Origin of the sequence: Pectinatus cerevisiiphilus (assembly GCF_004341685.1) — a bacterium.
Lineage (GTDB): Bacteria > Bacillota > Negativicutes > Selenomonadales > Selenomonadaceae > Pectinatus > Pectinatus cerevisiiphilus.
This window is the reverse complement of sequence record NZ_SMAA01000019.1, coordinates 1-24,827: the sequence shown is the minus strand read 5'-3', so window position 1 is coordinate 24,827 and position 24,827 is coordinate 1. Positions and strand designations below refer to the sequence as shown.

The window sequence follows — 24,827 nt, the reverse complement described above, 5'->3', positions numbered from 1 at the left end:
ATCTCATATAGTTTACCATTTAAAAATACATATGGCAAGCCTTATATTATAGGGGATTAAGACAAACGTATGAACTTAAATTCCAATAGAAAATAAAACCTAATAATTTTTTTTATTGAAACTTAAATCTGCATAAAGTCCTCTATATATTTTTCGGTATTTAAGCTAATCATATAACGTTTTGGTTTAAGACTAATATTTTTACTTCCAATACTAAGTAATTTAAATGTATTAATTACCAGTTTCCTATTGTATTAAATTGTAGACAATTGCCTTATCTATTGTATGATTCGCATCTTCATGGAAGGTTACATATAGATGTCAATGGTAGCTTGCTATCATTTAATGACTACAAATTGCCCCTGGCTATTTTTTTGATATTTACCGTGAATAAAAATGAAATTAATTGGATAAATTGATATTTTTAAGGAATTTATGGACTACAGCAAAATATTCTTCAGGGTTATTACTGATGGAAACAGCATGTGCAGCATTAGGAAAGACATAATATTCTTTATACGAAGGAGTTGCTTTGTATAACTTCTGCAAAGATTTTTCCGGTATAAGTGTATCGGCACCACTGTGCAAAAATAAAATAGGGGCTTGTGCTTTAACTACTGCTCTGATAGGTGATAAATCAGCCATTGTTTCTTTAGTATGCCAATACATTGATAGCTGGCAATAACGCCATAAAACGCCAATAACAAGATTATCCCGCGGTAGTTGAAAAAATTCTCGCAATTTTTCGCGGTAAATATGTGCCAAATCATCATAAGCACTATCTTCCACATAAAAATCAGCTTTTATAGGTGCATTTGATCCACTGTGCAGCAATGCATAGGAACCACCCAGGGAAACACCATGTATGCCTATTTTATTATTGTTTTTAATATTTTTTAGATAATCCATCCATTTGTCGATATCACCTGTTTCTTTTTTGCCCCAGGTCATTTGTCCACCACTTTGCCCGTGACCGCGTAAATCGACTAAAAGGATATTAAAGCCTAATTTTTGGTAAAGTGGCACATAATCCATTGACATAGCTCTATTTTGATATAAACCATGTAGTATGATGATTGCTTTATCAGTGTTTACAGGATTCTTTATATACGTACCAACGAGTTGATAACCATCCTGGGTAGTTACTTCTGCTCGTTCCCATTTTTTTGCTGCCTCCATTTCTCTGATCCTATCCACATTTTGTGAATGATTAGCCAATGCAGGTACTAGATCATCAACCTGTTGCTTATTGTTTAACATCACATAAAGTGTATTGCCAGCGATCATCCCAATAATGTTTATAACAATAAAAGCACCAATAAGAAATCCAGAGAAAAAGTATAGTAATTTATTGAATTTATGCACAGTTTTCATCACATCACCTAAATTTAGATATAAATAATAGTTAAAATGATAATTCTCTTTGGGAGTGATGTCAACTCTTAAAATAAGAAGCGATGTTATAAATTTTTATAGTAAAATATTCAGGTTATGTTTTATGGTATGGCTTAATATTTTTCTTGCATTTGATATTGGAATGCCCTATAATAATATGCAGTGTCAAGAGGTCTTCGACAAATTGTGGGGATGTAGCTCAGCTGGGAGAGCGTACGGTTCGCATCCGTAAGGTCGAGAGTTCAATCCTCTTCATCTCCACCAAAATTTTAATATGGGGACGTAGCTCAGTTGGGAGAGTGCTTGAATGGCATTCAAGAGGTCGAGGGTTCGATTCCCTTCGTCTCCACCATTATGAATAAAAAATTTATAGGGCGCGATGACTAAACCTATAAATTAAAGATAAACCGGCAGAAATTTTCTGTCGGTTTTTTGTTATGCAAAAAAGGATTCATCATCAATAGTTGAGGTTATAAAATGGCTCATCGTCAATGGTTGGGGTTATGAGAAATTCAAGATGGTACAAGAGCAGTAGGAAAATCGTTTTTTTGTTTTTACAGGTTGCGAAATCTTTAGTAATAAGATTATAAATACATATTTAGTATTAACATAAATACTAAATATTAAATATTAGTAAATGACTTTTAATAATATAGTTATAAATTACTGCTCTGATTACTAAATAATACGTACCATTATATATTGACGGTGGATTTTTAAAGTGTTAGTATGTGTAGAGGTAAAATTTATGTAATCTTACCTGTATTATTATGTCTATATGGAACAGGCGTCCGCAAGGACTTAATAGGGAATCCGTATAAAACCGGAGCGGTCCCGCCGCTGTGAGGATGAGCAAACCGTAAGATGCCATTGGGAATTTTCCTGAGAAGGTGCGATAAGCGATGAATCCGAGCCAGAAGAACTGCCTGTTTGACAATCACCGTTAGCATCATTGATGCTTATATACCTACGAGCGATGGGGAGGAGATTTCGTACTGGCAGTATTTTTTTACTGCTGTAAACGAAATGTGCTGTTACAGCCTTCATCTATTGTGGATGGAGGCTTTTTTGTTTTACTGACAAGTTAATAAAGAAATTAATGGGAAATAGGTAATTCTACAAAGAATTTTTATGGGAAAGCCGGCGCAAGTCCGGAGCTGTCCCGCAACCGTGAGGTGTAGTTCATCTAGCAATCCTAAAAGGAACCTCTTGCAAAGGGGCAGGTGAACGTTGATACCGAGCCGGAGCACCAACTGTTTTTAGCATCCACATAAACCTGCGAAAGACGGGCGGATAAATACAGCCAGACCGAGTCATCACAAAAATGTGTATGAAAAGGTCTATTAAAGTTATCCCTTTTATCGGGAAAATGAGCTGCATTTATCCGTCGAACAGAAAACCGCTGTATCGGCAAAACCATACGGCGGTTTTTTTATTTTTTATATAAATGTACTTAGGAGGGGATTGTCGATGAGTTCCTGCAAAACATAGCTTTTCTATCCACAATGGTACCAAATAAACGAACTTATATTTATTAATAAATTTATTAAAGAGAGGTTATCTATATGATTATGAACTACAAGTATACAACGGGCAGGGTAGGTGTGCATATACCCGCATGAATAGAATAGAAGAAACCCCAAAAGAAAACAATTTACAATTTTACCAAAAGAATCTTTTAACATTATTGCTGGATGCTGACGGTAATATGACAACAAGCACTATTATTGGGAAGAATACTGTGGCAACGGACAATAAAGGGAGGTATTTGTAAGATGGGAAAATTTTACAAGAGAGCCATTGTTTGTTGTGGTATTTTAATTGCGTCTATGTATCCACCAGCCTCTGCATGGATGGAAGGCGCTCCATCTGCTCAACCTGCTAATGATCAAGTTCAGTCCTATGACCTGGCGCCTGTGACTGTCACTGCCACGAAAGTGCAGAAAGATGTCAAAAAACTACCTGCCGATATGACTGTCATTACTGCACAGCAGATTAAAGATATGAATGCGCAAAGTTTGGAAGATGTATTGCGGGTGGTTCCAGGTGTCCAACTTTTGAGCTATGGTGCCTCCAACATGGATCAGAATTTGAATGGCATCCGCATTAATGGCAGTAAAGATATCATCCTTTTAATTGACGGTGTAAAGGTATCCGATCTGATGGGAGCCGGAGAAGGCGGGTATATTTTTGCTTCCATGATTAAAAACATGGATAGTATTGAACGGATAGAAGTACTCCGTAACGGCGGTACTGTTTTATATGGTTCCGGTGCTAAAGGCGGAGTCATTAATATTATCACGAAGAAAAAATTCAAAAATAAAAATTCATTATCTATTTCTACGGGAAGTTATCAGTCTAATAATTATAAGATCAGCAGTGAAGGAAATACAGGAAAACTGAATTATCAGTTGTATTTCAACCGCTATGTCCGGGGAAATAATGTTAAAGATGCCCATGGTTTTGTATGGCCGGGCAAAGAACATCAGTCGGTTTACGGTATTAACCTAAACTATTCGCCAGATAAAAATAATACATTTCGTCTGCTTGCTAATGACAACACCAATTATTTTACCAATTATGACTGGTGGTATCATGAAAATGTAACAGATGGAAAGTACCATGCAGTAGACTTTACTTTTTCTTATGACCATACTTTTTCAGACCATTGGAAAAACAGTTTTACCTTCCGTAATAACATGGTGGAAACAAAAGGGGGATTGGATACAGGTGCCAATCTCTGGTATAGTCGTTATTCCTATCAATTTCTAAATGATACTGTTACCTATCAGTCAAAAAGGTACCAAGGTGTCTTGGGCATTGAGCATTCCCTTATGAAGCCGAGAGACAAGGCGTCAACTTCTTATCAATTGTCCATTCCTATTGACGATCCACCAGATCCATTCTGGGGTCCTTTTGAAAGAGAGATCACCGTATCTGTTGAAAACTTGAAGATGGAAAACACTTCTTTATTCTGGAATAATACATTTAGAATTAGTCCCAAAATAGAACTGACCGCAGGATTGCGCCATGACCGGCCTAATTATATGGGACGTTACACAGCGGATACTGAAGCAGAAATGTCTAAAGATGAAAATAAACCATACTATGGTTATGGACTTCCCAAATTTGCCAGCCATACAAGCAAGGCCTTTAAGTTGACCTTCTATCCGACACGTAAAGATACATTTTATATCGGACGTAGTGATTTCTTCGTCATTCCTAGTATTTCCCAGCTGAATGACAATGAATTTGGTAATATCAAACTTAAACCATCAGAAGGATGGAACAGCGAAATCGGTTATATCCATGCGTTCAATGAAAAAGGAAATAACTACATGACCTTTAACCTATGGAACAGAAAAGGGAAAGATGCCATCGGTATGGATGAAGACGGCCAATGGGTCAATTATGGTAGTGAAGATGCCGCTGGCTGGAACCTGCAGATATTTAAACAGATTGGGAACAATACACAGGTTTCGGTAGGCTGGTCTCAATTCCTGCATGATAATATCCCGCAGAATGGCCAATATTACGCAGATAATTTTGCTAAAGGATATGAACCACGGACTGTATTGACATGGATGGTTGATCATCGCATTAACAAATTGGATATGGCGTTAGACGGAAGATACTTTGTCAGACAGAAATATGTCAATAATTACGATTATCCCGGTTGGCCTACCAATCGGTACGCTGTGACCAACCTGTCCTTCAATTATTCCCCTGACAAGCAGACTCGTGTAACATTTAAAATTAACAATCTTTTCAATAAATGGTACGGGGAAATGACACAGGCTGCCTGGGGCGGAAGAGATGAATTTTACACTATGCCGGGACGGAATTATACATTAGGTGTAGAATATACTTTTTAACCCAAAATTCTCTGAAAATGTGAGATAAGCTATATAGAACCATGTAGATTTTGATAAATACGTTAGCATAAATGAAGGTTAGTTTTATATTAAATGTTGGGGTAAGCGAAAATTCAAGCTTACTTCAACATTATTTTTTTACAAAAAAAGAGCATAAAAGCAAAAATCCATTACAATTAAAGTTTCTACACTCAAAAGAAAGGATTAATGTTTTATGCCCAATAAAGACTATTTTATAGAATTATTAAAGTTAAGAGGATTCAACGTAACTTTCATTATATATTGGCTAAGACAGCCTGTGTCATATCGGCGGTATTAGCTTTTTTGAAGCCATCACTAAAGAGATCAGCTGTCCTATACCCGTCAGCCAAAGCTTTTTTGACTGCATTTTCAATATCAACAGCAGCCGCTTCGGCATTAAAGGAATAGCGCAATAACAATGCCGCTGACAAGATTGTGCCCAAAGGATTAGCAATGCCTTTGCCTGCAATATCAGGTGCGGAACCATGAATCGGTTCGTAAAGGCTGGTTTCTTTACCAATGCTTGCCGATGGCATAAGGCCAATAGAACCGCCTAATACTGCTGCTTCATCGCTTAAAATATCACCAAACAGATTACCTGTCACGATAACATCAAAGCGTGTTGGCTTTATCGCCAACTGCATCGCACAATTATCTACATACATATGTTCCAGCGTTATTGCTGGATACTTTTCCGCTATTTTTGTTGCCGTTTTGCGCCACAGACGTGAAGTAGCTAAAACATTAGCTTTGTCAACGGAAGTTACCCTCCCTTTGCGCTTCATAGCAGCCTGCATAGCTAAGTCAACAATTCTTTCCACTTCAGGAATGCTGTAATTTTCCAGGTCCCAAGCTCTAACCGTTCCTTTATAAGTTTCTTGTTCGCATTTATCGCCGAAATATATGCCGCCGATAAGCTCTCTGACGATCAACACATCAGTGCCGCGGACAATATCCGGTTTCAGCGGTGAATAGGCGATCAATTCATCCATTGTCTGTACAGGCCGGAGATTAGCATATAGGCCGAGTCCCTTACGTAAACCTAAGATAGCTCTTTCAGGGCGGAGCTGGGGATCAACATCATCCCATTTATCTCCGCCAACTGCGCCGAAAAGTACCGCGTCAGCATTTTTGGCTGCGTTTAACGTATCGTCAGGAAGTGGCACACCAAATTTATCATAAGCTGTTCCACCAGCATCATAATAAGAATAGGCCAGATCAAGTCCATGTTTTTTATCTATTTTTTGCAAGACAGCGACGGCAGCAGCTGTTATTTCGCTGCCTATTCCGTCACCGGGGATAACAACAATTTGCTTAGGCATTTTTTCTCTTCTCCTTGATGTAGTTTATAAGTCCACCGGCTTTGGCTATATCTTCAACAAATCCTGGGAGAGGGTGTGCATGGAAAACGTCCCCCGTTGTAATATTTTTTATCTCACCAGTAGCTGTATCGACGCTGAGTTTGTCGCCGGCACTTATTTTTTCTACATCCTTGCCTATTTCCAGTAAGGGGAGTCCTATATTGATACCATTGCGGTAAAAAATACGGGCAAAACTAGCTGCTATCACAACTGGAATACCGCTTGCCTTTATCGCTACAGGCGCATGTTCACGCGATGAACCGCAACCAAAGTTTTTACCGCCGACAATGATATCGCCCTTCTGTACATTCTTTGCAAAGCTTTTATCAATATCAACCATACAATGTGATGCCAATTCCTGTGGATCAAAGGACATCAGATAACGCGCTGGGATGATGACATCCGTATCTATATTATCGCCATACCGCCATACTTTTCCTGTCAATGCCATATTCATCGTACCTTTCTTCTATGTTATAAAGCCGAACAGCTATATTTTCTTTTTTTATTGTTTTGTCATTGCAATATTATTGTAGATCTTTTGGCTGGGCTATCTTTCCCAGGATGGCACTGGCTGCTGCTACCTGTGGCCCGGCTAGATAAACTTCACTGTCTACATGACCCATTCTACCGCGGAAATTACGGTTTGTCGTTGAAACACAGCGTTCGCCCGCTGCAAGGATTCCCATATGTGCGCCAAGGCACGGCCCGCAGGTAGGGGTACTGACAGCTGCACCGGCATCGATAAAGATATCTATATAGCCTTTCTTTATAGATTCTTTATAAACTTGTTGGCTACCCGGTATGACAATACAGCGTACATCTTTATGCACCGTATGGCCTTTTAGGATCTGCGCTGCAATACGCATATCTTCAATACGTCCATTTGTACAGGAACCGATTACGACTTGGTCTATTTTTATATCACCAATTTCGTCCACTTTTTTTGTATTTCCCGGTAAATGGGGAAAAGCGACAACTGGTACAAGTTCATTTAGATTTATTGTCACGGTTCTGCAATATTTTGCATCGGCATCAGATTCAATAATAGTATAAGGTTTTTTAACCCTGTTTTTAATATAGGCCAATGTCACTTCATCGACAGGGAATATGCCGTTTTTGCCGCCGGCTTCGATAGCCATATTGGCGATAGTGAGACGATCATCCATAGAAAGGGAATGTACGCCTTCACCGGAAAATTCCAATGTCTTATAAAGCGCACCGTCCACACCGATCATGTCGATTAGCGTGAGCATTACATCTTTGCCTGTTATACCCGCAGGTTTAGTTCCGGTCAGTTTAACTTTTATGGCTTCTGGTACTTTGAACCATGCTTCGCCGGTAGCAAGAGCCACCGCCAGGTCTGTAGTGCCTACGCCTGTTGAAAAACCACCGAGTGCCCCATAAGTGCATGTATGCGAGTCTGCGCCGATAGTCAGCATACCCGGTGCTACGATGCCCTTTTCCGGCAGAATTACATGTTCGATACCGCCTCTGCCGACTTCAAAATAATTTATGATGTTATGTTTATTTACAAAATCACGCACAGCCTTAGAAAGCCCCGCTGATTTAATATCTTTATTAGGTGTAAAATGATCCGGCACAAGAACAATTTTTGTATTGTCAAAAACTGGTCCGCCAATTTTTTCAAATTCTTTGAAGGAAGGCGGTGCAGTGACATCATTTGCCAATACCATGTCGAGTTTACATGTTACTAGCTGTCCAGCTGCTACTTCTTTCAGTCCCGCATGGGTAGCGAGAATTTTTTCTGTCATATTCATTCCCATAAAAACTCCTCCATTTTATTAGGCGATATTTTATTTTCCTCACCAATATGTTTTCTATTTCATGTTTTACGAAAATTGCTAAGCCAGCAGCTTTCATCAATACTTTTGCCAGAGTATTTTTTTTGTAAAAATGTAAACCAGTCTGTATGCTATGATAGTACATATATAATTGTTTTGTCAAGATTATGTACCACATTAACTATCGCAAATGTATACTATAAATTCCCTGTAAATTAAACTGCCATTTTCAAATAATCAGCGATATAAAAGGCCATCATTAAATTAAAACGCGTCACTGCGTCATCAAGATCGCAGGCAAGTATGCTGCGTACCTTTGTCATACGGTAGTTTATCGTATTGCGATGTGTAAATGCTATATCCGCAGTTATTTTTAGGCTGTTATTATGGAAAAGATAAATACGCAGTGTATCATATAATTGGGAATGGTGTTTTTTATCATGCTCAAGCAGTGCAGCAAGCAAAGAGTCGTGTATTTTCTTTAATAGTTCCTTATCATTGGCCGCGAAAAGCAGTCGATATGCACCTAGTTCATCAAAAAAAGCCGTTCTCTTTTCATGCAGCACTGCCGGTGGAATGGCAGCCACCATCATCGCTTCATGGAAAGCATCACTGGCTCTAAAGATGTTTCCATAATAGGAGCTTACACCGCAACGCGTTTTATTATGTGGTAATGCCTTATCATAAATACTAAAAGCTTTTGTTGTAATTTCTTCCAATAATTCTTTCTGTACCGAAAAAATCATCATTATAAGCATATTTTTTTGCCAAAAGATAATATAATCTAACTTCATCTGGTTAAACAAGGTTCTGCTCTGTAAAAGTAAAAATGTTTCCCATTTTTTATTTACGGTGGTATTTTGCCAGTTGAACACTACCATATAAAAAGATTTTTTCAGTAAATCGTGTAATTCAAATTCTTTTTCGCATCGTTTTATTTTTTCTGGTTCAAAAACAGCGGTGCGGATGAGTTCGGTTATATTATTATCTTCCTGTGTGGCTAAAAATAATCTATTTAAATAATCCTGCATAATATCTGCTAAATGTATATGCCATGGCATAATAAACAAAGGAAACTTGTGTATATTACAAAGATTGATAATCTTCTCATCTAATTCTTGTGGTTGTATGTATTTTCCCGTGTTAACAATAAGTCCCGCTGATTTTCTCGCGATAAGTTCTTCAATGAAATTGCCTATCCATGTTTTGTCGTTGCTGCAAAGGCCGGTTGTAATGATCAGCTCATTTCCCCGCAGAAAATTAGACGTGGCAATATCCTCAGTATATTGCACCCATATTATTTCATTGTCGAGTCCGGCTGTTCCAGCCAGCAATTTCAATTGATAAACTTCTGCTGTTTCCGCAAAGAGCTTTTTTAACTGAATGGACATTTTAAGCCTCCCCTTTTTATTTACATAATACAGTAAAAACTTTTGTGCGTAAAGTACAAATAAACAGTAAAAAATTAGTTTCTCATCCCGTTGCGCCGCGTTTGCGGCCAGGCTATTATATAGGTACATCAAACATGACTGTACGGCAATGGAGCCAGTTGATCCGATTGGATAATATCTGCTCCGCAGCGTACAGTTTTTTATTATGTTGGTTTTTTAGGAGGATATGCCCATGTTGAAAGATGCAATGCCTGAAATAATTACAGATTGTTTACCGGGACCAAAGTCGGCTCAAGTTATAAAAAGAAGAAATGAAGCTGTTCCTAGTGCTATACGTTGTGGTTACCCAGTAGTAATCAAACAGGGGGCAGGCGCGATCATTGAAGATCTCGATGGCAACCGCTTTTTAGATTTTATCGGCGGTGTCGGTGTGCTCAACATTGGTTTCAGCCATCCCGAAGTAGTAGCTGCGGTAAAAGAACAAGCGGATAAATATTTTCATGGTATGTTTAATGTTGTCACACATGAAGGTTATGTCAAACTCGCAGAAACCATAAATGCACTTTCACCGGTAAAAGGTGATAAAAGACGTACATTCTTTGCCAACAGTGGTGCTGAAGCAGATGAAAATGCGGTGAAGATCGCGAAGGCTTTCACCAAGAGACCGAATATTATTGTTTTTTCCGGTGCATTTCATGGTCGTACATTATTGACCATGTCTATGACTGCCAAAAAAGCTTATGCCAAAGGCATGGGACCATTCCCTGACGGCGTATATCGTGCCGAATTCCCCTATGTATATCGTAGACCGGAAGGGATGCCAGCAGAAAAGGCAATTGATTATTATATAGAAAAACTGCATGAAACATTCAATGATTGCTCTGACCCTGAACATGTGGCGGCAATTGTAGTTGAACCGCTCCAAGGTGAAGGTGGTTTTATTCCGGCACCTTTGGAATGGGTAAAAGCTGTTCGCAAAATTTGCGACACATATGGAATTTTGTTGATCGCGGATGAAGTACAATGTGGGTTTTGCCGTACTGGACGCATGTTTGCAACTGAATATTGGAAGGAAACCGGTGTGCAGCCTGATATTATCGCAATGGCAAAATCCATTGCTGCCGGTGTACCGCTTAGTGGTATTACTGCACGCGAAGAAATTATGCAGTCTGTACCAGGCGGTGTAATCGGTGGTACCTATTGCGGTAATCCACTTGCCTGTGCAGCGGCCTTAAAGGTTATAGAAATAATGCAGCGTGACAATCTTGCTAAACGCTCTATTGAAATTGGTAAAAAAGTTATGGCACGTTATCATGCATGGATGGAAAAATATGCTGTAATAGGTGATGTACGTGGTATGGGTGGTATGATTGGCATTGAATTTGTCAAAGATCGTACCACCAAAGAACCAGACGCACCGCTCGTCAGCCAGCTTATAGCGGAAGCTGCGCAGCATGGTTTGTTGCTGGAAAATGCCGGCGTGCATGGCAATGTTATACGTTTCCTCGCTCCGTTGGTGATAAGTGACCAGCAGCTTGAAGCAGGGCTTGATATATTTGAAGCAGCTATTGCGAAATGTACAGGCTGTGAAGAAGTGGAACAGGCTCGCCTTGCGTAGTAAGTTTTATTTCTGAACAATCCCTGGGTTTGTAGATTATAATATGAAAATAATTATCCGGTGCCTGTTTCTATTGCGATAAGAGACAGGTACCGGATAAATATACTTTGGAGAGAAAATGAATAATTTTTTAATTAAACCTAAAATTGTTACCTGCTCTTCAGCAGATGAATTTTGCACAGCTTATCATATTGGCAAAGAAGACCTTGTTCTTGTCAGTGGTAATATGCGCAAGCGTAATTTCCCTAATGCATTTGCAGATGCGGTGGTTATTGATTATAGACAATATGTTACCGGAGAACCAACTGATACGATGATTGAGGATATTCGCCAAAGCATAGGCAACCAAAAAATCAATAGAATTTTTGCAATCGGTGGCGGCACGATTCTTGATGCGGCTAAACTTTTTGCCCTGAAAGAATACTCACCTGTAGATAAATTATTTGCCGGTGAAATTTTGCCGCAGAAGGATAAGAAACTTTTCCTTATTCCGACCACCTGTGGTACAGGCAGTGAAATGACTAATATTTCGATACTGGAACTCACTAAGAATAAAACTAAGCTTGGTCTTGCCAATGATGCCCTTTTTGCGGATGAAGCTATTCTAATTCCCGAATTGTTGCAAAATCTGCCATATCAATTTTTTGCTACTAGTTCTATGGATGCCCTCATTCATGCAATAGAATCCTATACTTCGCCTAAAGCTACGGATTTTACTCGTGTTTTTTCCGTTGGGGCTATAGAAAAAATCATTGCCGGTTATAAGGTAATTGCGACCGAAGGGAAAAATATTATCCCGACATTGCTTAAGGATTTTCTTGCGGCGAGCACTTATGCAGGTATCGCTTTTGGTAATGCCGGTTGCGCTGCTGTACATGCGCTTTCCTACCCCTTGGGAGCAGCACGGCATGTACCGCATGGCGAATCAAACTATGCTTTTTTTATCGAAGTATATAAAACCTATGCGAGTATACGTCAGGATGGTGCGCTCTGTCAGCTAAAACAACTCTTGGCAAAGCTGCTTGGCTGCACGCCCAGTATGGTTTTTGTAGAATTGGAAGGATTGCTGGAAAATATTATGCAGCGAAAAAACCTGCATGAATACGGTGTAGTAAAAAAAGATTTAGAAAGTTATACTGATATCGTTATGCAAAAACAGGGACGGCTTATGGCCAATAATTATGTGCCGCTTGACCGAGATACGGTATTAAGTATTTATCAAAAACTATTTTGATAAATAGCGCGGATAATTTTATATAAAAGCTGTTTATTAAAAGCTTAATATAAATTATAAATTTGCAGTTACCATATGCGCTGTTTCCTTTGAAAAATGGACAAGTTTTAAGAATCCTAGTATATATTTAAAAAATAAAAGTAATTGTCACAAATAAATTTTACTTTTGCCTTATTTTTGTCAAAATTCACCTGTATTATAAAGATAAATCAAGGGAATCATATTGATCGAAAATATACTTGGAGGATGGTAAGAATGATTAATTTTTCAAAGAAGAGAATAGGCGCACTTGTTGTTGGTACAGTTATGACATTTGGAACAGCTTTTCCGGCATTGACTTCTGCTGCTGCAGTTGATGGCCCACACGACGGCCCTGCTTTTCATCAGGGAATGGGGCATGCTAATAAAGGCGTGCTTGCGGAAATAGAAAAGGAATTGAACATCAGTGAAACGGATTTCACCAATTACAAAGCAAAAGGTTATAGCCAGAAAGATGTTATCCATGCTGCCCTTATAGCTAAAGCAAGTGGTAAGTCGTTAGACAGTGTCATTAGCCTTAAGACTGCGGATACAACATGGCATTATGTCATGGGAAAAGTAAATGTCACAAAAGACCAGCTTAAACAAGTACAACAGGATTTATTTATTGATAGCATAGTCCAGCGTACTGGTGCAGATAAAACCGCAGTGACCAATTTGTCTAAACAGGGCTATCAAGGCCGTGATATTATGATGGCCGCTGAATTAGCTAAACTTTCTTCAAAACCTATCAATGATGTAATAGCAATGAAGAAAATAAATAATACTTGGCAGGATGTAGCTAGCTCTTTGGGAGTAGATAAGGCAAGCCTGCACCAAGCATTGGGTTCAATGCATGGTGATAATAATGACAATAGTGCTGACAGCGATAAATAAGCTGACAGCAACCAATAAATAGAAATAAAAAGCTTATGACTGCTTTTACAGCGGCCATAAGCTTTTTTTGCGGCTAAAATTGGAAACATTTGGAAGGATGTTATAAATATATTTTTAAGGTATGGTGATATTATTTTAAGAGTTGGCAGATTTACTTTATTTATGTGCATACGGTAAAGGGGTTGCCAACTCATATTTTCTTGTCATTTTGCGTGCGCAGCACATGTATAGCATCTGCTAACTGCTGCAATGCTTTTACCAATATCTGTCGCGGGCAGGCAGCATTGAGGCGCATGTGCTGGGCCAATACATTACTAAACCAAAATCCGTCGTCAAGAGCCAGCTTTGCTTTATTTACCATAAAGTCATGGAGAGCTTTTTTATCAAGGCCGAGCCCTTGGCAGTCCAGCAAAACCAGATATGTGCCTTCAGGGTAATTAGGTTTTATTTCTGGGATATTTTTTTTGCAAAATTCATTGATATATTTAAAATTACCCTCAATGTATTTTAGGACATCTTCCAGCCATTCCCTGCCATGCCTGTATGCTGCTTCGACAGCCACCAAATTAAAACAGCTGTTCCTTTTTATATCTAAGACGCCGAGAATGTTGTCAAACTTATTGCGTTCCTCCATGTTGGGGAAAATAACTAACGAAGCTTGTAAACCAGCTAAATTAAAGGTTTTGCTTGGCGCTATGCAGGTAATCGTATTATGCTGAAGTGCTTCGGAGATACTTGCTATTGATACGTGTTTATGTCCAGGAAAGACAATATCCGCATGTATTTCGTCAGCAATTATGCGCACGCCATACTTTAGGCAGATTTCACCTATGCGGGACAGTTCTTCTTTAGTCCATACTCGTCCCACCGGATTATGCGGGCTGCAAAGCAGAAAATATTTTGCCCCATTGCGGGCTTGTTTTTCAAAATCAGCATAGTCCATTTCATAATGCCCATTGACCTTTAGAAGCGGATTTTCTACTAAAATACGGCCGTTTTTTCGGATCACATCAAAAAATGGATAATACACTGGCGTCTGAATGATTATTTTATCTCCGGGACATGTGAAATTTTGGATGAGCAGGCTCAAGGAAACCACTACACCCAAGCTGTGCAGCATAAGCTGTGGTTCTGGGCGCCAGTCATGGTATTTTTCAAACCAATCGCAAACGGACTGATAGTATGAATCTGGGCGTGAAGTATAACCAAAAATCCCTTGGTCTGCTCGTTCTTTGATTGCTTCTATAATTGGTGCTGCCGTCTTGAAATCCATATCCGCGATCCACAGTGGAATAAGGTCATTGCGCCCAAATTTCTGTTCTAATTCATCATACTTTGCTGAAAAATTATTTTTTCTGTCTATTATTTCATCAAAACTCATTTATTTGTCTCCTATTCATTTTTACTGTAATGCCTGTTGCAAATCATCAATTATATCCTGACTGTTTTCTATTCCTACTGAGAGCCGCAATAATTTATCGGTAATGCCGAGCTGTTGCCGTATTTTTAGCGGAATATCCATATGGGTTTGACATGCAGGAAAGGTAATTAGGCTTTCTACACCGCCCAGGCTTTCTGCAAATTGGATAAATTTAACGCGGCTTAATATTTGGGGTACCCGAGCTGCGTCGTCAACAGCGAAAGAAATTATACCGCCACAGCCAGAGGCCTGTTTATCGTGTATTTTCTTGCCGGGATGGGTTAAGAGCCCTGGATAATATACATTGGTTATATGGGGCTGGGTACTGAGCCATTTCGCTATCTTACCAGCGTTCTCATTGTGTTTTTCCATCCGCAGTCCCAGTGTCTTTAAACCTCTTATCAACAACCAGCTGTCATTGGGGCTAAGCATATTTCCGGTGGCGTTTTGGAGAAAGCGTATTTTTTCGCCGATGGTATTTTCGCGTGTCACAATTACACCGCATAGAAGGTCATTGTGGCCGGCTAAGTATTTGGTGCCGCTATGGACAACAATGTCTGCACCTAATTCAAGGGGACGTTGAAAATATGGTGTTAAAAATGTATTATCGACGATGAGCTGCATATTATGCTCTTTGCAAATACCAGCAAGTGCGGCTATATCGGTGATTTTCATCATTGGGTTGGTGGGCGTTTCGATGAATATTGCCTTTGTATTTTCTTTTATGGCTGCTGCAGTTAGTTTCGCTGAGCTGGTGTCCACAACGGAGAAGCTAATGCCATAATTGGTAAAAAGTTTATTAAACAATCTATATGTACCCCCGTAACAATCGTCTGCCAAAATAATATGGTCGCCTGTCTTATAAAGCATCAGCACCGTTGTTATGGCGGCCATTCCGGAAGAAAAGGCGAATCCATCGCTGCCGTTTTCTAAAAGAGCGATGCCGTCTTCGACTACTTGGCGTGTCGGGTTTTTGCTTCTGGTATAGTCGAAACCAGTGCTTTTCCCCAAGGCAGGGTGTGCAAAAGAAGCCGTATTATAAATAGGTGTGCTTATCGCTCCGGTTTTTTTGTCAGAATTTATACCTATATGGACAATCTTTGATTCCAAATTCATAAATAATGCTCCTTTATAATAAAAATAAAAAAGACCCTTCTAAGAAGAAGGGTCTTTAACGACTCATCCTCTCATTTTTCAGGATTACTCCTGCAGGAATTAGCACCTTGCGTAAACGCCGGTTGCTGGGTGTCATCGGGCCAGTCCCTCGACCACTCTAAATAAGAGATAATATGTGTCTATTATAAAGTAAAATGTGTCAAATGTAAATTTTATATTTACCATTATTGAAAATAAATTGTGCCAGCGTATTTTTTATTACCATTGCACGACAAAAATTGCAGAGCAAACACTCAAGGTGTCCACTCTGCAATTTCATTTTCGCTATGGTTTGGGCACCAAGCAGCGCCTGCACCATAAGGGGAGAGAAGAAATTTATTTATTTTATATTTTGTGTTTTAGCTTTGTCGGCAGATAATATCATATAATCTTCCGGTAGTCCGTATTTTTCAAGAATACTTTTGAGGGTTCCATCGCTGCGCATTTTTTCTAATTCACCGTTTACCGCATCGAGTAAGTCTTTATCACCAAAGCGTACTGCTGCACCTATTTGGCCTGAGGCTTCTGGTGTATATGGGCTTAATATGCGCAAATCAAGTGAAGAATTTTGTTTGAGCGTATAGCCGGCAACGATACCATCTGTTATACAAGCATCTATCTTGCCCGTGTTGACAGCCATCATTAGTTCTGCCTGACTGTTGAAAACTTTGACATCCTTCACTTCGCCTGCATCTTTCCATTTATTGGCAACGTCCAGAAAGGTCATTCCTTTTTGGCCGCCGATGACCTTATCTTTGAGATCGGCTTTACTTTTTATATCAGAATCCTTTTTTACAACTACGGCTTCCCCTTCTGAATACCAGATATTGGTAAATAATGCTTTTTGCAAACGTTCTGGTTTAATGTACATAGCGTCTGTGACCATGTCAATTGAGCCGTTTCCTAGCTCTACCAGTAGATTTTCAAAGGGGACTTGTTTCATTTCTACTTTGGGGATGTCGAGCCGCTTGGCTATTTCGGTAATAATTTCAGAATCAACACCGGAAAACTTATTGGTCTTTGTATCCATATAGGCAAATGGTGCGTCATTGGAGGAACCTACTACTAATACGCCTTTTTCACGTATTTTGGCCAACGTATTTCCATCTCCGGAGGAGCTTGCAGCGGATGAATCCGTCGCAGGTTTTTCCTCATCAGAGCCGCATCCGGCGAGAAGGAAAAGTGAAGATAATACCAACATGGTTAGAATAAAAAGCTTTTTACAGGAGTTTGTCATAATAAACCAGCCTTTCAGATTACTTATTTATAAAATAATAACTACCGATTTGAGGAAGAAAGTTTATATTCGATGAATTTAATACAGTGCGATAAAGGAACGCTTAAAATAAGATAAAACAGCGCTAGGTAAGTATAAGCTTCAATCGTGTAAAAGGTCTGTGAAGCAAAAGTCTGTGTACGCAGTAAAAGTTCGTTTACGGCAACGTATGCCAGCAGGGATGTGTCTTTAATCATCATGACGAGGTAATTGCCCAATGAAGGAATAATACTGCGCAGTGCCTGCGGCATTATTATCCGGAACAATGCTTCATACCGGCCAAATCCCAAGACGAGGGCAGCTTCCATCTGTCCTTTATCGACGGCGACGATACCAGCGCGGATAACTTCTGACATATAACAACCGTAATTAATAGCCAACCCTGCGATACCAGCTACCAGAGGGTCTATCTGCACATCTGTCTTGTAACCCAGCATGGCGGCAAATAAGTTAATGATAAGCGGCACCACATAGTAAATATAAACGAGCTGTACCAGTAAAGGCGTGCCACGGATAACTTCTAGAAAAACATATAAAAAAGCCTTTACGATTTTCCAGCCGAAAAGACGGCCGATAGCGATAAAAATACCAATAATAGTGGCTAAAATAAAACCGAAAAAAGTAGCTTCTAAGACTACACCGATACCATGTATCAGAGATGGGACAAGATATTCTGCTGCTGTAGCAAAATGCAGTTGCGAAAGTAAATTATTCATAGCTCACACCTCCAAGCACCCTGTTCAAAAACTGCTGTGTGCGTTCCTGCTTGGGATGATTGAAGATTTCGGCAGGGCGTCCTTCCTCTACAATAAATCCCTTATCCATAAATACGACCCGATCAGAAACATCTCTAGCAAACCCCATTTCATGTGTTACTACAACCATAGACATTCCTTCTTTTCTGAGGTTTTTCATTACATTCAGTACTTCGTTCACCAGTTCTGGGTCAAGTGCCGAAGTCGGTTCGTCAAAAAGCAGCATTTTAGGCTGCATGGCAAGTGCTCTGGCGATAGCTACACGTTGCTGCTGTCCACCGGAAAGCTGTGCTGGGTAAGCAGCAGCCTTATTGCCTAAACCTACCTTTTCCAAGAGATTACGCGCTATTTTTTCCGCTTCTTTTTTACCAGTATGCTTTACATGCATCGGTGCATACATAACATTCTTCAGCACGGTAAACATGGGGAACAGATTGAACTTTTGAAAAACCATGCCAACTTCTCTGCGCAGCCGTTTACTGTCAAGCGTATTATCAAGTATTGTTCCGTTATAATAAATTTGTCCGCCAGTAGGCTCTTCTAACAGATTTAGGCACCGCAGAAAAGTACTTTTCCCCGAACCAGAGGGACCAATAATACAAATGACTTCACCGTCATCAATCCGCATTGTTATACTTTTCAACACTTCTGTTTTACCATAGCTCTTTTTTAGATCAAATATGTTAAACATAACAGCCACCTCTTTGCAGTAGAAGATAGACAAAGCCCTATTTAGGGATTTACCTAAAATTTATAAAAAAAAGCGCCCATTCCCTTATTTGGGGAATGAGCGCCCTTGCTCCATACATCCTTAATTATTGGGTTCATTCTACCATGTGCTGCCTAAACAAGTCAATGTATGTAAGCACAATTTTTTAATAAACTTTTGGTAGTAGAGCACAATAATTTAATATATTTAGCTATTACACCACTAATGTGTAATAAATGTAAGCGTTAAACCATATACAGTTTTAAACAAGCATCCACAAAATTGGACATTTTATGGTTTTATTACCAGAAAACTACTTTGCATGGTTGCTCAGCACATGCTCATAGGGCAGTATCTCTGCCAAATATCCTTTTTTCTGCAAAGCAGCCTGTATATCTGCAAGTGCTTCTTGTGAATCTGCACATACAGTATGAAAATGATAACCTGATGTTATGTTCATCAAGGGAGTAGATTTCCCTGATTTTATGTCCTGCATAAAATTATTTATATCACGCCGGCTGCGGATGTTGAGACGGGCGGTCATCTTGCCATATACTCTATGGTTTATCATGACATCGACTACTGTCCCGCCCAAATCGACAATGGTTTTCAATTCGTCTTCTGTTTGTTCGTTGCTGTGCTGCATTTTTAAAATGCGGGTGAACTTGTGGACATCACTAAAAATATAGCCTCTGTTCGTTGCAATTACAGGATAATGCTGTGCCCGCAGCAATGCTATGTCCTGTACAACCACTTGTCTGCTAACCCCGGTTAGTCTACCCAGCGCACTTCCAGATAAAGGTTCATTGGAATTTTTTATAGCTTCTATAATGATTTTTCTGCGTTCTTTACCAGTCATTATTTTTCCTCCCTCTTTAGTCGGTGAAATGCGCAGTCATAAATGCTCTGCCTGTGCATGAGAGATCATAGCACATGCAGATGTTTTAGGCTCAAATCTAAAATAGGGGCGGAATGGGTCAAGGCTCCGCTTGATATATAGTCTACACCAACAGACAATATCTTTTCAATATTTTCCTTGTTTATATTGCCTGAGCATTCTGTTTCGGCACGTCCATCAATTATTTCTATTGCTTTTTTCATTTCATCGGGCTGCATGTTATCTAGCATTATGATATCGGCTCCTGTTGCTAAAGCTTCCCTTACCATTGCCAGATTTTCAACCTCGACTTCTATTTTATGTACAAACGGAGCATATTTTCGCGCGGCAGCAACCGCAGCACCTACACTTCCCGCAGCACCTATATGATTATCCTTTAGTAAAATACCGTCCGACAAATTATAGCGATGGTTAAAACCACCACCTACCCGAACCGCATATTTTTCAAAAATACGCATGCAAGGCGTGGTCTTTCTGGTATCAAGCAGTTTTGTTTTACTGCCCTTGAGCAGAGCTGCCACCGCGGCGGTATATGTAGCAATACCGCTCATGCGTTGTAAATAATTGAGTGCAGTCCTTTCGCCTGAGAGGATGACCCGGGCGTCACCTGTTATATCGGCTGCTTTATCACCGCTTTTTACATGGTCGCCATCTTTAGCATAAAATTTTACCACTGTTGTTTCGTCTAACAGATGAAAAACACGTTCAAAAATATCGAGCCCGGCAAGCACGCCGTCCTGTTTGCAGATCAATTCAGCGGAAGCTTTTTGGGGTATTGGCATAACTGCATTAGTAGAAATATCCTCGCTGTTTATATCTTCCTCCAGAGCAAGCCGGATGTACTTATCGGCGGTAAGCTGCATGGTAATCTTGTTCATTATATACGCTTCTTTCAATTTATTCTTTTGCTTATTTCCGCCGCTGCGCGCTTGGCAAAGACGAGGCTTTCCAATAAACTGTTGCTGGCTAAGCGGTTTTTACCATGGACGCCGTTACAGCTTGTTTCCCCTACGGCAAAAAGATTATGCATCGTTGTTTCAGAATTGCTGTCCACGTGTACGCCACCCATAAAATAATGCTGTGCCGGTACTATAGGAATAGGTTCTTTCAGGATGTCATACCCTTCTTCCATACATTTTTCGTAAATATGCGGGAAATGTTCTTTGATGACATCTTTCGGTACTTTTTCGAAGGACATCCAGACATGTTTACTTCCTTCTTTTTCCATTTCTTTATAAATAGCGTTAGACACTACATCACGCGGCAGCAGTTCATTGACGAAACGTTCGCCTTTGTTGTTTAAAAGAATAGCGTTTTCACCTCGTGCCGATTCAGAGATAAGAAAACTACGTCCTTTGTTTTTACTGTATAAACTGGTGGGATGGATCTGTACGTAATCCATATGTTCAAGCTCAACCCCATGCTTTTTCGCAATACGACAACCATCTCCTGTTAAATGCGGGAAATTGGTTGAATGTTCATAAAGGCCGCCGATTCCACCCGTAGCCATGACAACATACGGAGCCTTCACGATAAATTCTTTATTATCTTTTATCGCTTTTATACCGGTACAGATATTATTTTCTTCTAGTATATCCGTCATAGTTGTATATTCCATGATTTCCACATTGGCCAGTTTTTTTACATGTTCCAGCAAAACGGTAGTGATTTCTTTACCCGTAACATCTTCATGGAAACAGATACGCGGCCGTGAATGGGCACCTTCACGTGTATACTTAAGTGTCCCATCACTATTTTTTTCAAACCGCACACCAAGTTCCAACAAGTTGTTGATAATGTCACGACTGGAACGGATCATCAAATCAACGCTTTCTTTCCTGTTTTCGTAATGGCCTGCCCGCATCGTGTCTTCAAAATAAGCGTCGTAGTCATTGGCATCATGCAGGACACATATTCCGCCCTGTGCCAGCATTGAATCACTGCTTAAAACATCGCTTTTCGTTATTATCAATATATTCTTTTCACGCGGCATGTTCAGTGCTGTATAAAGTCCGCCTACACCGCAGCCCGCTATTATTAAATCATATTTTTCTTTTAACATTTGTATGTTCCTCCTCATTACCTATGCCAATTCCAACATTCTAACTAAAGTTTTGCGTGCTGGGCCTGCTAATTTTTCATCAACTTGAATAGCATTGCCACCGTTTTTCAGCACTTTGATAACACTGTCTAAAGTGTTCAATTTCATATTCAAACACTTCGGCACTGTTTCCGGAAAATAATAATTTTTTTCTGCATTTGCACGCATTAATTTATGTCTTATGCCGATTTCAGTAGCTATAATAAATTCTTTATCATCACTTTTGGCTGCATAATTTAATATACCGCTCGTAGAGCCTATATAATCTGCCAGTTTTATGACATCTTCATTGCATTCGGGATGGGCGAGAACTTTAGCTTGAGGATGCAGTTTTTTTAGGGTAGAAATTTCAGAAGCACGCATATGTTCATGAATTGGACAGAAACCGTCATTAAAGATGAAATGTTTTTCCGGTACCTGCATTGCCACATGGCGACCCAGGTTTTTATCGGGAATAAACAAAATATTTTTGTTGGGTAATTTTCTCACAATGTTTACGGCATTAGAGGAGGTCACACACACATCCGAGTATACTTTGGTTTCCGTGGTCGAATTGACATAACAAACAACAGCAAGATCATCATATTTTTCACGGCATTTTTTAATAAATTCATTATCAATCATGTGTGCCATAAAGCAATCGGCTCTGTCGTCAGGCATCAATACATCTTTTTGCGGATTGAGTATTTTAGCACATTCTCCCATAAACCTTACTCCGGCAAAAATTATTGTACGGCATTTTATGCCCGCGGCAACTTTGCTTAAATAAAAAGAATCACCCACATAGTCAGCAATGTCCTGTACTTCTGGTGCAGCATAGTAATGCGCCAGAATGACGGCATCTCTTTGTTTTTTTAGTACTGTTAATTCCTCATCGTTAATCATCGGTTTCTCTCCAATTTTGACTGTCAAAATTTTGGCAGAAATTATTTATCTGCTGTTCCAGATATCAACATGCAGTATAACAGATAATTTTACACATGACAAGACAGTAACTGTTTTATTAAATATTGCCTATGCAAAAAAGAGATTAGATATTGGCAATTTAAGTTATTCTTAATCACACTAGCAAGAATTGTCATTTTATTTTGTCTATTATCTTGATATACAAATGCATTTGCGTTATACTATCTGTAATTGAGTTGATTGTAACTTATTTGTGTTGTATTCTCATTTTTAAGAATTTTTTTATTTTGGAGAGGGGTTTTGGTAATGGTATGTAGAACAATATTGAATGAGACTTCCTATTTCGGCAGAGGTGCCATAAAAGAAATAGCCAGTGAAATAAAAGGACGTGGCTTTAAAAAGATTTTGTTAGTTACTGATAAAGACCTGTTGAAATTTAAAGTGGCCACCAAGGTGTGCGCTGTGCTGGATGAAGCCGGTATTACTTATAAAATATATGATAAGATAAAGGCAAACCCGACTATCACCAATGTTACTGAAGGCGTGGAATGTTGTAAAAATTATGGCGCGGAAGCTATAGTAGCTGTCGGCGGTGGTAGTTCGATAGATACAAGCAAAGCTATTGCCATAATCATTAAGAATCCAGAATTTGCCGATGTTAGAAGCCTTGAAGGAGCATCACCAACTAAGCATAAAGCGCTGCCTATCATTGCAGTCTCCACGACGTCGGGAACCGCTGCCGAAGTGACAATCAACTATGTTATTACCGATGAAGAAAAAAATCGTAAATTTGTCTGCGCTGATCCCCATGATATTCCTGTAGTCGCTATTATAGATCCTGATATGACAGCCTCTATGCCACCAAAACTCTGTGCTGCCACAGGGATGGACGCACTGGTACATGCCATCGAAGGTTATATAACAAAGGGAGCATGGGAACTTACGGATATGATGCATTTGAAAGCCATTGAAATAATCTCCCGGTCTTTGCGTGATTCTGTCAAAGGTGATATTAACGGCCGTGCCGAAATGGCGCTTGGTCAGTATATAGCTGGTATGGGATTTTCTAACGTTGGCCTTGGTATAGTGCACTCTATGGCGCATCCCTTAAGTGCCGTTTATGATACGCCGCATGGTGTGGCCTGTGCTGTGCTGCTTGCTCCGGTACTTAAATTTAACGCAGAAGCTACTGGCGAAAAGTATCGTGCTATAGCTAAAGCAATGGGCGTAAAAAAGACAAAAAGCATGAGTATAGAGCAAGCCCGTAAAGAATGCATTGCTGCCGTTGAAAAACTCAGCACGGATGTCGGTATTCCGAAAAAGCTCAGTGAACTTGGTGTCAAAGAAAAAGATATAACATTCCTGGCTAAATCGGCTATCGCTGATGCCTGCACGCCGGGTAATCCCCGTGATGTATCACTGCAAGAAATAGAAGATATTTATAAATCTATTTTGTAATTTTCGGTCATGAAACAACATTTTAATATTTTTTTTAAATAGTGGCATTATTAGGTAGAGACTGATATTAACAGCCATTATTTTAAACTTTTTTGTAAATTTGTATACAAAAACGCTTGTCAAAATCAGTTGCATGTGCTATTGTATTAAGCATACGAAAAATGCGTTGCAAAGGAATAGTAGTACCTGCAAAAACTGTCAGAGAGTTGCTGGGTGGTGAAAAGCAATAGTTTAACTAGGTATGAACTCGCCTTGAAGCAGCTGCCTGAAATGATGTAAAGTAGGTGCAGACGGGATCCGGCCGTTAAAACGGAAAGATATAACATCGTATTTTATATGATGCGTATCTGTAAAAGTGTATACCGCTATTTTAAGCGGTGTAAATTTGAGTGGTACCGCGAAAGCAAAGCCTTTCGTCTCTTACAAAGAGACGAAAGGCTTTTTTGTATAAAAGAAAACCACGCGATAGTCGCGTGGTTCCAGAGAGCTTAAGCGGTGAACCCTAATGTGCTAACCTGTAAATAAGCCTGCCAG

20 protein-coding genes, 2 tRNA genes, 3 riboswitches and 1 other annotated feature are annotated in these 24,827 nt (G+C 39.6%); of the genes, 8 read left to right on the top strand and 14 right to left on the bottom strand.

Annotation, left to right across the window (positions count from 1 at the left end; all coding sequences use genetic code 11):
- Positions 1-402 precede the first annotated feature (402 nt).
- The gene (locus tag EDC37_RS10685; protein ID WP_132551171.1) at positions 403-1,374 is read right to left on the bottom strand and encodes an alpha/beta hydrolase; all 972 of its coding nucleotides are present in this window, start codon (positions 1,372-1,374) and stop codon (positions 403-405) included.
- A 209-nt stretch (positions 1,375-1,583) separates the two neighbouring features.
- Here EDC37_RS10685 and EDC37_RS10680 point away from each other — a divergent pair.
- The 4 genes from EDC37_RS10680 to EDC37_RS10670 all read left to right on the top strand — a co-directional run bounded on the left by EDC37_RS10680 (position 1,584) and on the right by EDC37_RS10670 (position 5,270).
- Positions 1,584-1,659: transfer RNA gene (locus EDC37_RS10680), tRNA-Ala, on the top strand.
- A 12-nt stretch (positions 1,660-1,671) separates the two neighbouring features.
- Positions 1,672-1,747: transfer RNA gene (locus EDC37_RS10675), tRNA-Ala, on the top strand.
- Positions 1,748-2,163: 416 nt separating this feature from the next.
- Positions 2,164-2,339: riboswitch (cobalamin riboswitch) on the top strand.
- A gap of 146 nt (positions 2,340-2,485) precedes the next feature.
- A riboswitch (cobalamin riboswitch) is annotated at positions 2,486-2,667 on the top strand.
- Between the two features lie 346 nt (positions 2,668-3,013).
- Positions 3,014-3,169 carry a hypothetical protein gene (locus EDC37_RS12320; RefSeq protein ID WP_165874510.1) on the top strand — a complete coding sequence of 52 codons (156 nt, stop codon included), beginning with the start codon at positions 3,014-3,016 and terminating at the stop codon, positions 3,167-3,169.
- Position 3,170: 1 nt separating this feature from the next.
- Positions 3,171-5,270 carry a TonB-dependent receptor gene (locus EDC37_RS10670; protein WP_132551169.1) on the top strand — a complete coding sequence of 700 codons (2,100 nt, stop codon included), beginning with the start codon at positions 3,171-3,173 and terminating at the stop codon, positions 5,268-5,270.
- A gap of 275 nt (positions 5,271-5,545) precedes the next feature.
- Here the strand turns inward: EDC37_RS10670 and leuB are convergent, their stop codons facing one another.
- The 4 genes from leuB to EDC37_RS10650 all read right to left on the bottom strand — a co-directional run bounded on the left by leuB (position 5,546) and on the right by EDC37_RS10650 (position 9,848).
- Complete coding sequence (leuB, locus tag EDC37_RS10665) at positions 5,546-6,613, bottom strand: 3-isopropylmalate dehydrogenase (protein WP_132551167.1); 1,068 nt, start codon at positions 6,611-6,613, stop codon at positions 5,546-5,548.
- On the bottom strand, positions 6,606-7,103 hold the full coding sequence (locus EDC37_RS10660; protein ID WP_132551199.1) for a 3-isopropylmalate dehydratase small subunit: 498 nt from the start codon (positions 7,101-7,103) through the stop codon (positions 6,606-6,608). The genes leuB and EDC37_RS10660 overlap by 8 nt, the downstream gene beginning before the upstream one ends.
- A gap of 76 nt (positions 7,104-7,179) precedes the next feature.
- The gene (gene leuC, locus EDC37_RS10655) at positions 7,180-8,439 is read right to left on the bottom strand and encodes a 3-isopropylmalate dehydratase large subunit (RefSeq protein ID WP_132551165.1); all 1,260 of its coding nucleotides are present in this window, start codon (positions 8,437-8,439) and stop codon (positions 7,180-7,182) included.
- Positions 8,440-8,672: 233 nt separating this feature from the next.
- Positions 8,673-9,848, bottom strand: a complete 1,176-nt coding sequence (locus EDC37_RS10650; RefSeq protein ID WP_165874509.1) for a PucR family transcriptional regulator — start codon at positions 9,846-9,848, stop codon at positions 8,673-8,675.
- Positions 9,849-10,080: 232 nt separating this feature from the next.
- Between EDC37_RS10650 and EDC37_RS10645 the strand changes: the two genes are divergently transcribed.
- From EDC37_RS10645 to EDC37_RS10635, 3 genes are all read left to right on the top strand, one after another.
- Positions 10,081-11,466, top strand: a complete 1,386-nt coding sequence (locus EDC37_RS10645; protein ID WP_132551161.1) for an aspartate aminotransferase family protein — start codon at positions 10,081-10,083, stop codon at positions 11,464-11,466.
- A gap of 118 nt (positions 11,467-11,584) precedes the next feature.
- Complete coding sequence (locus tag EDC37_RS10640) at positions 11,585-12,700, top strand: 4-hydroxybutyrate dehydrogenase (protein WP_132551159.1); 1,116 nt, start codon at positions 11,585-11,587, stop codon at positions 12,698-12,700.
- Between the two features lie 255 nt (positions 12,701-12,955).
- A complete protein-coding gene (locus EDC37_RS10635; protein ID WP_132551157.1) occupies positions 12,956-13,615 on the top strand; it encodes a hypothetical protein in 660 nt (219 codons plus the stop codon).
- 190 nt (positions 13,616-13,805) lie between these two features.
- On the opposite strand, the gene EDC37_RS10630 is transcribed toward EDC37_RS10635, so the two are convergent.
- From EDC37_RS10630 to nadA, 9 genes are all read right to left on the bottom strand, one after another.
- The gene (locus tag EDC37_RS10630) at positions 13,806-14,996 is read right to left on the bottom strand and encodes a MalY/PatB family protein (RefSeq protein ID WP_132551155.1); all 1,191 of its coding nucleotides are present in this window, start codon (positions 14,994-14,996) and stop codon (positions 13,806-13,808) included.
- A 21-nt stretch (positions 14,997-15,017) separates the two neighbouring features.
- Positions 15,018-16,151, bottom strand: a complete 1,134-nt coding sequence (locus EDC37_RS10625; protein WP_132551153.1) for a trans-sulfuration enzyme family protein — start codon at positions 16,149-16,151, stop codon at positions 15,018-15,020.
- A 68-nt stretch (positions 16,152-16,219) separates the two neighbouring features.
- Positions 16,220-16,319, bottom strand: a riboswitch (SAM riboswitch).
- Between the two features lie 211 nt (positions 16,320-16,530).
- Positions 16,531-17,427, bottom strand: a complete 897-nt coding sequence (locus EDC37_RS10620) for an ABC transporter substrate-binding protein (protein WP_132551151.1) — start codon at positions 17,425-17,427, stop codon at positions 16,531-16,533.
- Positions 17,428-17,468: 41 nt separating this feature from the next.
- Positions 17,469-18,182, bottom strand: coding sequence for an amino acid ABC transporter permease (locus EDC37_RS10615; protein WP_132551149.1), 714 nt, complete (start codon positions 18,180-18,182; stop codon positions 17,469-17,471).
- Positions 18,175-18,912: an amino acid ABC transporter ATP-binding protein gene (locus tag EDC37_RS10610; protein ID WP_132551147.1), complete on the bottom strand. Its 738-nt coding sequence runs from the start codon at positions 18,910-18,912 to the stop codon at positions 18,175-18,177. Before EDC37_RS10610 ends, EDC37_RS10615 begins: the two co-directional genes overlap by 8 nt.
- A 331-nt stretch (positions 18,913-19,243) precedes the next feature.
- The gene (locus EDC37_RS10605; protein ID WP_132551145.1) at positions 19,244-19,789 is read right to left on the bottom strand and encodes a transcription repressor NadR; all 546 of its coding nucleotides are present in this window, start codon (positions 19,787-19,789) and stop codon (positions 19,244-19,246) included.
- A gap of 65 nt (positions 19,790-19,854) precedes the next feature.
- Entirely contained in the window at positions 19,855-20,706 is an 852-nt protein-coding gene (gene nadC, locus EDC37_RS10600) for a carboxylating nicotinate-nucleotide diphosphorylase (protein WP_132551143.1), read from the bottom strand.
- Between the two features lie 14 nt (positions 20,707-20,720).
- Positions 20,721-21,890 carry an L-aspartate oxidase gene (locus tag EDC37_RS10595; protein ID WP_132551141.1) on the bottom strand — a complete coding sequence of 390 codons (1,170 nt, stop codon included), beginning with the start codon at positions 21,888-21,890 and terminating at the stop codon, positions 20,721-20,723.
- Between the two features lie 21 nt (positions 21,891-21,911).
- Positions 21,912-22,814, bottom strand: coding sequence for a quinolinate synthase NadA (gene nadA, locus EDC37_RS10590; RefSeq protein WP_132551139.1), 903 nt, complete (start codon positions 22,812-22,814; stop codon positions 21,912-21,914).
- Between the two features lie 327 nt (positions 22,815-23,141).
- Between nadA and fucO the strand changes: the two genes are divergently transcribed.
- The gene (gene fucO / locus EDC37_RS10585) at positions 23,142-24,293 is read left to right on the top strand and encodes a lactaldehyde reductase (RefSeq protein ID WP_132551136.1); all 1,152 of its coding nucleotides are present in this window, start codon (positions 23,142-23,144) and stop codon (positions 24,291-24,293) included.
- A gap of 157 nt (positions 24,294-24,450) precedes the next feature.
- Positions 24,451-24,717 (top strand) — a binding site (T-box leader).
- Positions 24,718-24,827: the final 110 nt, after the last annotated feature.